11 protein-coding genes are annotated in these 11,645 nt (G+C 69.7%); 2 read left to right on the plus strand and 9 right to left on the minus strand.

Annotated features, from left to right (window positions below; all coding sequences use genetic code 11):
* Nucleotides 1-5: 5 nt before the first annotated feature.
* The 5 genes from proB to J4H92_RS08215 all read right to left on the minus strand — a co-directional run bounded on the left by proB (nucleotide 6) and on the right by J4H92_RS08215 (nucleotide 5,514).
* Complete coding sequence (proB, locus tag J4H92_RS08195) at nucleotides 6-800, minus strand: glutamate 5-kinase (protein ID WP_424960864.1); 795 nt, start codon at nucleotides 798-800, stop codon at nucleotides 6-8.
* The gene (obgE, locus tag J4H92_RS08200; protein WP_208097690.1) at nucleotides 797-2,302 is read right to left on the minus strand and encodes a GTPase ObgE; all 1,506 of its coding nucleotides are present in this window, start codon (nucleotides 2,300-2,302) and stop codon (nucleotides 797-799) included. Before obgE ends, proB begins: the two co-directional genes overlap by 4 nt.
* Before the next feature lie 67 nt (nucleotides 2,303-2,369).
* Nucleotides 2,370-2,624, minus strand: coding sequence for a 50S ribosomal protein L27 (rpmA, locus tag J4H92_RS08205; protein WP_208097691.1), 255 nt, complete (start codon nucleotides 2,622-2,624; stop codon nucleotides 2,370-2,372).
* Nucleotides 2,625-2,661: 37 nt separating this feature from the next.
* The gene (gene rplU / locus J4H92_RS08210) at nucleotides 2,662-2,970 is read right to left on the minus strand and encodes a 50S ribosomal protein L21 (RefSeq protein WP_208097692.1); all 309 of its coding nucleotides are present in this window, start codon (nucleotides 2,968-2,970) and stop codon (nucleotides 2,662-2,664) included.
* 144 nt (nucleotides 2,971-3,114) lie between these two features.
* Nucleotides 3,115-5,514 carry an Rne/Rng family ribonuclease gene (locus J4H92_RS08215; RefSeq protein ID WP_208097693.1) on the minus strand — a complete coding sequence of 800 codons (2,400 nt, stop codon included), beginning with the start codon at nucleotides 5,512-5,514 and terminating at the stop codon, nucleotides 3,115-3,117.
* Between the two features lie 232 nt (nucleotides 5,515-5,746).
* Between J4H92_RS08215 and J4H92_RS08220 the strand changes: the two genes are divergently transcribed.
* On the plus strand, nucleotides 5,747-6,376 hold the full coding sequence (locus J4H92_RS08220) for a vitamin K epoxide reductase family protein (RefSeq protein WP_208097694.1): 630 nt from the start codon (nucleotides 5,747-5,749) through the stop codon (nucleotides 6,374-6,376).
* Between the two features lie 52 nt (nucleotides 6,377-6,428).
* On the opposite strand, the gene coaE is transcribed toward J4H92_RS08220, so the two are convergent.
* Nucleotides 6,429-7,025, minus strand: coding sequence for a dephospho-CoA kinase (coaE, locus tag J4H92_RS08225; RefSeq protein ID WP_208097695.1), 597 nt, complete (start codon nucleotides 7,023-7,025; stop codon nucleotides 6,429-6,431).
* 70 nt (nucleotides 7,026-7,095) lie between these two features.
* On the opposite strand from coaE, the gene J4H92_RS08230 reads away from it, so the two are divergent.
* Complete coding sequence (locus J4H92_RS08230) at nucleotides 7,096-7,713, plus strand: DUF4126 domain-containing protein (RefSeq protein WP_208097696.1); 618 nt, start codon at nucleotides 7,096-7,098, stop codon at nucleotides 7,711-7,713.
* 82 nt (nucleotides 7,714-7,795) lie between these two features.
* Here J4H92_RS08230 and rpsA read toward each other — a convergent pair whose 3' ends face one another.
* The 3 genes from rpsA to J4H92_RS08245 form a co-directional block, all read right to left on the minus strand.
* Complete coding sequence (gene rpsA / locus J4H92_RS08235; protein ID WP_208097697.1) at nucleotides 7,796-9,253, minus strand: 30S ribosomal protein S1; 1,458 nt, start codon at nucleotides 9,251-9,253, stop codon at nucleotides 7,796-7,798.
* 383 nt (nucleotides 9,254-9,636) lie between these two features.
* Nucleotides 9,637-10,305: a response regulator gene (locus tag J4H92_RS08240; protein WP_208097698.1), complete on the minus strand. Its 669-nt coding sequence runs from the start codon at nucleotides 10,303-10,305 to the stop codon at nucleotides 9,637-9,639.
* Entirely contained in the window at nucleotides 10,302-11,603 is a 1,302-nt protein-coding gene (locus tag J4H92_RS08245) for a sensor histidine kinase (protein WP_208097699.1), read from the minus strand. Before J4H92_RS08245 ends, J4H92_RS08240 begins: the two co-directional genes overlap by 4 nt.
* Nucleotides 11,604-11,645: the final 42 nt, after the last annotated feature.

The raw sequence follows: 11,645 nt of genomic DNA on the forward strand, positions 1-11,645 counted from the left end.
TTACTCTACCTATTCGCCGCCTCGAACGTGGTGCCGTGCTGCTCGCCGTCGAGCACCGCCGCGAACAGCCGGGTCTCGGTGAGCAGCACCTCGGTGCCCGCGTCGGCCGCGAGCCGCGCCGCCTGCACCTTCGTCGCCGCGCCTCCCGTGCCCCAGCCGGATCTCGCCGCGCCGATCTCCACACCGGCGAGTTCGTCGCCGTGGGCGACGTGCGCGATCGGGATCGCCCCCGTCGTCGTGGGGGGCGCGGTGTAGAGCGCGTCCACGTCCGACAGCAGCACGAGCTGATCGGCGCCGATCAGCCGCGCCACCAGCGCGGCCAGGCGATCATTGTCGCCGAAGCGGATCTCGTGCGTCGCGACCGTGTCGTTCTCGTTGATGATCGGCATGATGCCGAGCTGGAGCAGACGCTCGATCGCGCGCTTCGCGTTGCCCCGGTGCGTCGGATTCTCGATGTCGTTCGCGGTGAGCAGCACCTGACCGGCCACGATGTCGTGGACGCTCAGCGCGCGTTGATAGCGATTGACGAGGATGTTCTGCCCGACCGCTGCCGCCGCCTGCTGGGTCGCGAGATCGTCGGGACGCCCGTCCAGTCTCATGAAGGGCACCCCGGTCGCGATAGCTCCGCTCGACACCAGGATGACTTCGCCCCCGGACCGGTGGAGACGGGCCAGCTGATCGACGAGCGTCGGGATCTGCGCGGCGTTCTCTCCGCTCACCGAGGACGAGCCGACCTTCACGACGACCCGTCGTGCAGCGAAGCGCGGTGCCGTTCCCCCGGGCTCGATCCCCTCGCTCACGACTCCTCGCTCCACATGCCGGCCTCCCTCTCGCGCTCGAGCTCGGCGCGCGCCTCGGCCTTCGCATCCATGAGCTCGTGGTATTCGTCGCGACGCTCCTTGTTGGTGCGGCGCGGGGAGGCGTCGACGCGCAGATCCGAGCCGCGGGCGCCCATCTGCACCTCCGCCGCGCTCGTCACGGAGGGCTCCCAGTCGAACACCACTCCGGCGCCCGGCCCGATCACCACGGTGGAGCCCGCCGTCGCGCCGGCCTTGACGAGAGCGTCCTCGATGCCGATCTTCTGCAGGCGATCGGCGAGGTAGCCGACCGCCTCATCGTTCGCGAAGTCGGTCTGCTCCACCCACCGTTCCGGCTTGGCGCCGAGCACGCGGTAGATCTTGCCGTGGCTCCCGCCCTCGACCACGACGCGGAAACCGCTCTCGTCGACCGCTCGCGGACGCAGGACGACTCTGGGCCGCTCCTCGACCTCGGAGCGGATGCGGGCGCGCTCCGCTTCCACGAGCTCGGCGAGCGCGAAGCTCAGCTCGCGCAGACCGCGATGCGACACCGTGGAGATCTCGAACACGCGGTAGCCGCGCGCCTCGAGATCGGGCCGCACGAACGCGGCCAGCTCTGCCGCCTCCGGGACGTCGATCTTGTTCAGCGCGACCAGCTGGGGCCGCTCGAGCAGCGGCGTCTGCCCCTCGGGAACCGGGTAGGCCCCGAGCTCCCCCAGGATCACGTCGAGGTCCGACAGGGGATCCCGCCCCGGCTCGAGCGTGGCGCAGTCGAGGATGTGCAGCAGGGCGCTGCAGCGCTCGACGTGGCGCAGGAAGTCGAGGCCGAGACCGCGGCCCTCGCTCGCTCCCTCGATCAGACCGGGAACGTCGGCGATGGTGAACCGGTGCTCGGCGATCTGGACGACGCCGAGGTTGGGGTGCAGCGTGGTGAACGGGTAGTCGGCGATCTTCGGCCTGGCCGCGCTCAGCGCGGCGATGAGGCTCGACTTGCCTGCGGACGGGTAGCCGACGAGCGCCACATCGGCGATCGTCTTCAGCTCGAGCGTGACGGTTCCGGAGCCGCCCTCGGTCCCCAGGAGGGCGAAGCCGGGGGCCTTCCGCTTGGCGCTCGCTATGGCCGCGTTGCCGAGCCCGCCGATGCCGCCCTGGGCCGCGACGAAGCGGTCTCCGGCCTCCGCGAGGTCCATGAGCGTCTCGCCCGACTCGTCCTTGATCACCGTGCCGATCGGCACGGGCAGCACGAGCTCGCCGCCGTTGATCCCGGAGCGGAAATCGCCCATGCCGAATCCGCCGTTGTCCGCACTGCGATGCGGTCGGCGGTGGTATTCGAGCAGCGTGGTCACCTGCGGATCGGCGAGAAAGACGATGTCGCCGCCGTGCCCGCCGTTGCCGCCGTCGGGGCCGGCGAGGGGCTTGAACTTCTCGCGCTTGACCGAGACGCAGCCGTTTCCGCCGCGCCCGGCCGCCACATGCACCTGCACATGGTCGACGAAGGTCACCATAGTCGTGTTCTTCCCTCGGATACAGCAAGAGGCGAGCCGAAGCCCGCCTCGCTGATGATCGCCCCGCTCAGACGGAGGCGACGATGTTGACGACCTTGCGGCCGCCCTTCGCGCCGAACTCCACCACGCCGCCGGCGAGCGCGAACAGCGTGTCGTCGCCGCCACGGCCGACGTTCGAGCCGGGGTGGAAGCGCGTGCCGCGCTGGCGGACGATGATCTCGCCGGCGTTCACCTGCTGGCCGCCGAAGCGCTTCACGCCGAGGCGCTGCGCGTTCGAGTCGCGGCCGTTCTTGCTCGAGCCGACGCCCTTCTTAGATGCCATGTCTCTCTAGCTCCTTCGAATCGTTCGTGAGTATCGGCTACTTGATGCCGGTGACCTTGATGCGGGTCAGGTCCTGACGGTGACCCTGGCGGCGCTTGTAGCCGGTCTTGTTCTTGTAGTGCTGGATGACGATCTTCGGTCCGCGGAGATCGTCGAGCACCTCGGCGGTCACCTTGACCTTCGCGAGCGCTGCCGGATCGGTCGTGACCTGATCGCCGTCGACGAGCAGCACGGCCGGGAGCTGGAGCTTGCCCTTGTCGTCACCGGAAACGCGGTTGACGGTGATGATCGATCCGACCTCGACCTTCTCCTGCCGACCGCTCGTGCGCACTACTGCGTAAACCACGTCTCACCTTTTTCTTCGAAAGTACGATTCCACACGTTCGCGCACCTGCTCACCGCGAACACGATCCGAGCACCCGGGCCCGGGATCCGCCACCCGTAAACGGGCAGCACCAGCGTCCAACTCTACCGCACAGACCGCGACCGGTCAAATGAGCGACGCGCCGTCATCGTCCGAGGCGGGGTCCGCGTCCGAGCCGGGGGTCACGAGCGGCAGAGAGCTCGCCCGGCGCCCCGCCCGGCGGCGCTTTCCCGGCGCCGGGGCCGGCGGCAGCGCATCGAGCACCGATCCGAGGAGATCGTCGGGCGAGACCGGCTGCTCCCGCGGCCGGACGACCTCGGCGGGCTCCGACTCCTTCGCCGCGGTCTCCTGCTTCGGAGCCCGGCGCCTCCGGCTCTGCTTCCCGGTCTGCGCCTCCGCAGCAGCCTTCGTCTCGTCGCCGGCCGGGTCCGCCTCGGCCGGCGACCCACCGTGGTCCGCGGCGCCCGTGATCGTGCTCGCGGCGATCTTGGCGAGCATGGTGCGGGATTCATCGGTGATCGCGTGGGTCTGCCCGACCGAGCCCGAGGGCTGGGAGCCCGAGCCCCCCTTCCGCTTCCCCCGCGAGCCGTTCTCGGAACGGTGCTTGGCGATCGGCTCGTGGTGCACGATGATGCCGCGGCCCGCGCACACTTCGCAGGGTTCGCTGAACGACTCCAGCAGCCCGAGCCCGAGCTTCTTCCGGGTCATCTGCACGAGACCGAGCGAGGTGACCTCCGCGACCTGATGCTTGGTGCGGTCCCGGCTCAGGCACTCGACGAGCCTCCGCAGCACCAGATCCCGGTTCGACTCGAGCACCATGTCGATGAAGTCGACCACGATGATGCCGCCGATGTCGCGCAGTCGCAACTGGCGCACGATCTCCTCCGCGGCCTCGAGGTTGTTCTTCGTGACGGTCTCCTCGAGGTTTCCGCCGGAGCCGACGAACTTGCCGGTGTTGACGTCCACCACCGTCATCGCCTCGGTGCGGTCGATGACCAGCGAGCCGCCGGAGGGCAGCCAGACCTTCCGATCCAGCGCCTTCGCGATCTGCTCGGAGATGCGGTATTCGCCGAAGACGTCGCGCTCGCCCGTGTAGGCCTCGACGCGCTCCAGCAGCTCCGGTGCGACCTGCGAGAGATAGTCCTCGATGGTCCGGTAGGTCTCCTCGCCCGAGATGACGAGACGGTGGAAGTCCTCGTTGAACACGTCCCGCACGATCTTGATCAGCATGTCGGGCTCCGAGTGCAGCAGCACCGGTCCCCCGCCCCGCTCGACGCGCTTCTGGATCGACTCCCACTGCTTGGTCAGCCTCTGCACGTCGTGAGTGAGCTGCTCCTCGGTGGCGCCCTCGGCCGCCGTGCGCACGATCACGCCCGCACCGCTCGGGAGCACCTCCTTGAGGATCTTCTTGAGGCGGGCCCGCTCGGTGTCGGGAAGCTTCCGCGAGATGCCGTTCATGGCGCCCCCGGGCACGTACACCAGGAATCTGCCGGGAAGCGAGATCTGGCTGGTCAGCCTGGCACCCTTGTGACCGACCGGATCCTTCGTCACCTGCACGAGCACCTGGTCGCCGGGCTTGAGCGCGTTCTCGATCCGACGCGCGCTGTTGGTCCCCTCGAACTCGGACCAGTCGACCTCGCCGGAGTAGAGCACCGCGTTCCGTCCGCGACCGATGTCGACGAACGCGGCCTCCATGCTCGGCAGGACGTTCTGCACCCGGCCGAGGTAGACGTTGCCGATCATCGAGGTCTCCGCGGAGCGGGCGACGTAGTGCTCCACGAGCACGCCGTCCTCGAGCACGCCGATCTGAATGCGACCGGCGGTGGTGCGCACGATCATCTCGCGCTCGACGGCCTCGCGACGCGCCAGGAACTCCGACTCCGTGATCACCAGGCGCCGGCGACGCCCGGCGTCGCGGCCCTCGCGGCGGCGCTGCTTCTTCGCCTCGAGCCGCGTCGACCCCTTCACCTTCTGCGGCTCGGTGACCTGCGGGGCCTGGCGCTTCTGCTTCACGGGCGGCGCGTCGTCATCGCCGGCCTGACTCGTGCGCCGCCGCCCGCGGCGGCGGCTCTGCCCGCCCTCGCGCTCCTCCGCGCGACCGCGCTCCTCCGCCGCGTCCTGAGGATCCTCGATGAAGCGCTGATCCAGCAGATCGTCGAGCTGCCGCAGCGCGCTGCGGCGCTGGCGCGGCTGCACCGGGGGAACATCCGGGGCGAGGAACACCAGTCGAGCGGTCGCCCGGAACCGCTCCTCGGGCGTCAGCTCCGCCAGCGAGACCACCAGAGCCCGGCCGTCCTCGGCGACCACCGGTTCCGGTTCGGTCGTCTCCTCCCCCGCGGCGGCGGGAGCGGCCTCGGCCCCGGCTGGCTCCGTGCGCTCCGTCTCCGCCACGCGCCCCTGCTCATCGGAACCCGCTTCGGCCGGCGCCCCCGGCTCGGAGGGAGCGATCGCCCCCTCGTCGATCGCGGATGCCGCATGGTCCGCCTCGGCCGTGGTCGTCTCGTCATATTCTGAATCATTCACCATCGCTGGTGTACTCCTTATAGCCCGGCTCGACTGCGCGTCGCCCGGAAACCGTTCTGGCGGCGTCTCCGCCGCTGCACTTCATCTGCGCGCCGGCTGGTGCCAGGCGCCCGGCCATGTCCATGACCGCTGGTCGCATCGCGCGACCGAAAGACTGCTTCGTGCCCGACACGCTTCGGTGTCGGGCATCGCTCACCATTATGGCACGTTCAGACAGGGCCAGTAGGATCGCGGCATGAGCGCTCCTTCCGTATCGGCAGAGAACCACCCGGTAGCCGCGCGCAGTCGCGGCTTCGCCATCTTCTCGATCCTGCTCGGGCTGATCGGCTGGTTCGCGTCGTTCGAGTTGCTCACGGAGTATCTGAAGACGCTCCAGGAACCCGACTACATCCCCAATTGCGCGGTCAGCCTCCTCGTCACCTGCGGCCCCAACATGGGCTCGTGGCAGGGCTCGGTGCTCGGGTTCAGCAACACCATCATCGGGGTCAGCGCGTTCGTGGCCCCCATCGCGGTCGGTGTGGCGACGCTCGCGGGAGCCCGCTTCGCCCCCTGGTTCTGGGGGGTCTACCAGATCGGCCTGCTCGGCGGCTTCGTGCTGGTGAGCTGGCTCCAGTACCAGAGCATCTTCGAGATCTTCACGCTCTGCCCCTGGTGCATGGTGATCTGGGCGGTGATGATCCCGTTGTGGTGGAACGGCCTCGTCCGGCCCTTCGCCGTCGGAGACATCCCGATCGGCGAGCGCGGACGCCGCTTCGCACAGGCCGCTCACGGCTGGGTCTGGGTGATCGTGGTCGTGAACTACCTCGTCATCGCCGCGGTCGCGCAGTTCCAACTCGACTGGCTGGCCGAGTTCTCGAGGATCTGAGCCGTCGGCACGGCGGCGCCCCGGTCCTCTGACCCTCCGGGCGATCGCGCGCTCAGACGCTCAGACGCTCCCAGAGCGCGTCCACCTGGTCGAGCGTCTGCTCCAGGCTGCCGCCCGTATCGATCACGACATCGGCCACGGCGCGGCGCTCCTCGTTGCTCGCCTGGCTCGCGATGCGCTTCCGCGCCTCGTCCTCCGGAAGCCCGCGCAGCTCCACCAGGCGCCTGAGACGCAGATCGTCCGGCGCCTCCGCGATCACGATGAGATCCCAGTCCTGATCGACCCGGCCCTCCACGAGCAGCGGCACGTCGTAGATCACGATCGCGTCGGGCCGCGCGGTCCCGATCTCCGCGATCCGGCGGGCGGCCAGCGCTCGCACCGCCGGATGGACGATCCCGTTCAGCTCCGCCAGAGCTCCGGGATCCCCGAACACCCGCCTCGCGAGCGCCGCGCGGTCGAGCGAGCCCTCGGAGCGGATCACCTCTTCGCCGAACCGCTCGCGCAGCCGGGCGAGGGCGGGCGTTCCGGGCTCGACCACCTCGCGCGCGAGCCCGTCGGCGTCGATGTGCGCCGCCCCGAGCTCCGCGAGCCTCGCGGCGATGGTCGACTTGCCCGAGGCGATGCCCCCGCTCAGCGCTACCAGCTTCATGGTTCTCAGGTTAGCGGCTCGGTCCGAGCGTCCGGCCCGACGGGCTAAACTTCCCCCCGAGAGGAGACGCATGCTCGAGATCATCACGGGAACCGTCCTCGCGAGCGCGGCCGGACTCAACGCCTACATCCCGCTGCTCGGGATCGGCCTCCTGTCGCGCTTCACGGAGATGGTGCAGCTGCCCGAGGGGTGGGCCTGGCTCGAGAACGACTGGGCGCTCGGCGTGATCGGCGTGCTGTTGCTCGTCGAGCTGATCGTCGACAAAGTGCCGGCCCTCGACAGCGTCAACGACGTGCTGCAGACCGTGGTGCGCCCGGCGTCGGGCGGGCTCGTCTTCTCGGCCGGATCCTCCAGCGAGACGGTCGCGGTCGCCGACCCCGCCGCCTTCGTCGGCTCGTCCCAGTTCTGGCCGTTCGTGCTCGGCGCCGTCGTGGCGCTGATCCCCCACCTGCTCAAGGCCGTCGCACGACCGGTGCTCAACGTGCTCACCGCGGGGGCCGGGGCGGCCGTCTCGAGCGCGCTGGAGGATCTCGGAGCGGCGCTCCTCACGATCCTCGCGGTGATCGTCCCGCTCCTCGCACTGGTCTGCGCCGTCGCGCTGATCGTGCTCCTCATCCGCCGTCTGAGGCGAGGGCTCGCTGCGCGGCGGGACCGCGCGTCCCGGGCCGGGGCGGGGACCGCGACCTAGCGGAGCTCGCGGGCGTACGGAACGGGTTCGGGCCCGGCTTCCGTGAAGAAGCCGGGCCCGAACCACGAAGGCGCTCAGCGGATCAGTTGCCTTCGAGCTGCGCCTTGAGCGCGGCGAGCGCCTCATCGTCGGCGAGCGCGCCGGAGGAGGAGACGTCTCCCGAGAAGTCCGAGGAGCTGTCGTCCCCGCCGCCCTGCGCGGCTGCGGCAGGAGCGGCGAGCGTCTCGCCGACCTGCTTCTTGTGCGCCTCCCAGCGCTCCTGAGCGGCGGCGTACTCCTGCTCCCACTGCTCGCGCTGGGTCTCGAAGCCTTCCTTCCACTCCTGGGTCTCGGGATCGAAGCCCTCGGGGTACTTGTACTCGCCGTTCTCGTCGTACTCGGCGGTCATGCCGTAGAGCGCCGGGTCGAACTCGGTGCCCTCGGGATCGACGCCCTCGTTGGCCTGCTTGAGGCTGAGCGAGATGCGGCGGCGCTCCAGGTCGATGTCGATGATCTTGACGAAGACCTCCTGGTTCGCCTGCACGACCTGCTCCGCGAGCTCGACGTGCTGGTCGGAGAGCTCGGAGATGTGCACCAGGCCCTCGATGCCGTCCGCGACGCGCACGAACGCGCCGAAGGGCACGAGCTTGGTGACGACGCCCGGGGCGATCTGACCGATCGCGTGGGTGCGGGCGAAGACCTGCCACGGGTCCTCCTGGGTGGCCTTGAGCGACAGCGAGACGCGCTCGCGGTCCAGCTCGACCGAGAGCACCTCGACGGTGACCTCCTGGCCGACCTCGACCACGTCGGAGGCGTGGTCGATGTGCTTCCAGGAGAGCTCGGAGACGTGAACCAGGCCGTCGACGCCGCCGAGGTCGACGAAGGCGCCGAAGTTGACGATGGAGGAGATGACGCCCTTGCGCACCTGGCCGGGCTTGAGCTCGGCGAGGAAGGACGAGCGGCTCGCGGACTGGGTCTCCTCGAGGAGCGCCCGGCGCGACAGCACGACGTTGTTGCGGTTCTTGTCGAGTTCGAGGATCTTCGCCTCGATCTCCTGGCCCAGGTACGGGGAGAGGTCGCGCACGCGCCGCAGCTCGATGAGCGACGCCGGGAGGAAGCCGCGCAGGCCGATGTCGACGATGAGACCTCCCTTGACGACCTCGATGACGGTGCCGGTGACGACGCCCTCGGTCTCCTTGATCCGCTCCACATCGCCCCAGGCGCGCTCGTACTGCGCGCGCTTCTTCGAGAGGATCAGGCGGCCTTCCTTGTCCTCCTTCTGGAGAACCAGCGCCTCGACCGCGTCGCCGACCTCGACGACCTCGCCCGGGTCGACGTCGTGCTTGATGGACAGCTCGCGCGAGGGGATGACGCCCTCGGTCTTGTAACCGACGTCGAGCAGCACCTCGTCGCGGTCGATCTTCACCACGGTGCCCTCGATGAGGTCGCCGTCGTTGAAGAACTTCAGGGTCTCCTCGACCGCGGCAAGGAAGTCTTCGGCAGAGCCGATGTCGTTGATAGCGACCTGCTTGCTTGCCTGCTCGGTCGTTGCGTTCGTCATGAAATTGGTCTCCAGAATGGACAGGGAATCAGGCGGGGCACGCGAGTACCGGCTGTCGACGTTCCGACGCCGGATCCCTCGTCCCGCGCGTGGACATAGTGAATTCGTCACACATGTGACGCTCCAGCCTACCCTGATCGGACGCGGAAGACCAAGGCGGATGCAGTTCGATTTCACCTGAAGTTCATACGATAGGCGCTCCGACCGCACTCACCGGGCTCCGAAGCGGCGGAGAACGGGCTCCGCGCGGCAGCGCAGAGGACCGTCATGAGCTGCTCGTCGAAGCCGTGCGAGGTGACCGCGAAGGGCCGTGGCGCGGAGACCCGCGCTCGTCACGCCGCGCGAGGCACGGGTCTGCGCTCCGGACGCCCTCCTGATCCTCATCATCCTCGATCCGCGCGCACCGCCGGGCGGGCGATGCCGTGCTCGTAGGCGTGGATCGCCACCTGCACGCGGCTGCGGAGCCCCAGCTTCTGCATGACGCTCCGCAGCTGGCTCTTCGCCGTCGCCTCGGCCACCGTGAGCTCCGCGGCGATCTCGGCGTTGCTGAGCCCGCGGGCGCAGAGCAGGAACACCTCCCGCTCCCGCGGAGTCAGACCGGGCAGCACGGGCTCGGCCAGCCGATGCCGATCCTGCTCGGTCTCCAGCAGTTCCAGGAGATCCGCCGACCCGACCGCGGTCTCCCCCTCGTGCACCCGGCGTATCGTGTCGAGCAGCACCTCGGGCCGCGCGTCCTTGGTGAGGTAGGAACTCGCTCCCAGCCGGAGCGCTTCGAGCAGGGCGCGCCGGTCGCGGATGGTGGTCAGCACGATCGTGCGAGTGCCGGTCTCCGGCGGCATGCGACGCAGCACCTGCAGGCCGTTCAGACGCGGCATGCGCAGGTCGAGCAGGAGCACATCGGCGGTCTCGGCCGCGAGCGCGGGCATCACTTCCGCGCCGTCGGCCACCTCGCCCACGCAGCGCAGCCCGGGCCAGGCGTCGATGACGAGCCGGAGGCCCGAGGTGAACAGCGGCTGGTCGTCGGTCAGCAGCACCCGGATCGGCCCGCTCATCGCAGCACCGTCTCGGCGACGACACGCTGCGGGAGCACGGCCGTGACCATGAACTCGTCGCCGTCCGCCTCGGCCGTGAGCCAACCGCCCGCCATGCGCGCTCGGGTCTGCATGCTGCCGATGCCGATGCCGGTTCGCGACTCCGCAACCGCATCGGCGCCCTGCGCCGGTTCGGGCGCGTCGATCTCCGCGCTCGAGAGGCCTCCCGCCGAGAACACGCGGAGCGCCAGCTGATCGCCGCGCCAATCGAGACCGATGCCGACTCGGGCCCCGCGTCCCTGATGCTTGAGCGCGTTGGTGAGCGACTCCTGCAGAATGCGCCGCACCGTCAGCTGCAGTCCGTCCGCGAGTTCCGGGCGCGGACCGGACTCCCGCAGCTCGATCCGAAGGCCGGCGGCGGCGAAGCGGTCGATCATGACGTCGAGATCTTCGAGCGAAGGGGCCGCCTCCCCGCTCGATTCGCCCTGGTCCAGCCGCTCGATCAGCGCGCGCACATCGACGAGCGACTCACGAGCGATCGTGCTGACGCGCTCCAGCACCGGGTGGTCCGCCCCGCTGGCGATCGCCCCGTCGAGTTGCGCGATGATCACCGTCAGCGAGTGCGCCAGCACGTCGTGCACGTCATCGGCGATGGTCTGGCGCTGCGCGGTCAGCAGACGGGCCGTCTCGCTCGCGGCGAGCTCCCGCTCGGCGGCGGCGAGCACCTCGCGAGCCTGCTGCTCGCGCCGCCAGTATCGCAGCGCGGCGCCGAGTCCCCAGCTGCCGACGAGCAGGATCAGTGCTGCGAGCACGACCTCGACCGACGCCGGGATCCCGCCCGCGGGAATCCCTCCCGCCCAGGACGCCCACCCGTGCGCCGTGTCGGGCGCCCCGCCGACGCCGAGAAGGGCCGCCACCCGATCCGGCGCCACCATCAGCGCGCTCACGGCGACGGAGCAGAACACGCCCGTGATCGCCGCACGCAGCCGGAGCCTCCGCTCGTCGTGCATCGCGACCACGACGAGGACCAACCCGAAGCCGAGGTAGACCGGCCAGTCATTCGACGTCGGCCCGGCGATCAGCCCCAGTGCCTGCAGCGCGGGGACCACCACGAGGGAGGCGAGCGAGACGCGCGGCAAGAACGGTGCGAGGGCGATCGCCGCACCGATGAGCACGAACGCGAACGGCCGATCCTCCAGCCGCCATCGGCCGGCCTCGCCGAGCCACCACAGCACGACGAACACGATCCCCCCGAGCGGGGCCGCCCACCTCGTCCAGCGGAAGAGCCGGTCCGATGCATTCGATCTCCGTACGGTCATGAGACCACACTAGGAAAACGTCCTCCGATGCATCCAGCCGAT

The sequence above is a fragment of the Leucobacter weissii genome, from assembly GCF_017565745.1.
Classification (GTDB): domain Bacteria; phylum Actinomycetota; class Actinomycetes; order Actinomycetales; family Microbacteriaceae; genus Leucobacter; species Leucobacter weissii.

Excerpts from the sequence above, each read along its gene's own strand:
- J4H92_RS08220 (WP_208097694.1), top strand. The coding sequence starts at position 5,747 with ATGAGCGCTCCTTCCGTATCGGCAGAGAACCACCCGGTAGCCGCGCGC.
- obgE (WP_208097690.1), bottom strand. The coding sequence starts at position 2,302 with ATGGTGACCTTCGTCGACCATGTGCAGGTGCATGTGGCGGCCGGGCGC.
- rpmA (WP_208097691.1), bottom strand. The coding sequence starts at position 2,624 with ATGGCATCTAAGAAGGGCGTCGGCTCGAGCAAGAACGGCCGCGACTCG.
- J4H92_RS08240 (WP_208097698.1), bottom strand. The coding sequence starts at position 10,305 with ATGAGCGGGCCGATCCGGGTGCTGCTGACCGACGACCAGCCGCTGTTC.
- J4H92_RS08215 (WP_208097693.1), bottom strand. The coding sequence starts at position 5,514 with ATGGTGAATGATTCAGAATATGACGAGACGACCACGGCCGAGGCGGAC.
- rpsA (WP_208097697.1), bottom strand. The coding sequence starts at position 9,253 with ATGACGAACGCAACGACCGAGCAGGCAAGCAAGCAGGTCGCTATCAAC.
- J4H92_RS08245 (WP_208097699.1), bottom strand. The coding sequence starts at position 11,603 with ATGACCGTACGGAGATCGAATGCATCGGACCGGCTCTTCCGCTGGACG.
- J4H92_RS08230 (WP_208097696.1), top strand. The coding sequence starts at position 7,096 with ATGCTCGAGATCATCACGGGAACCGTCCTCGCGAGCGCGGCCGGACTC.
- coaE (WP_208097695.1), bottom strand. The coding sequence starts at position 7,025 with ATGAAGCTGGTAGCGCTGAGCGGGGGCATCGCCTCGGGCAAGTCGACC.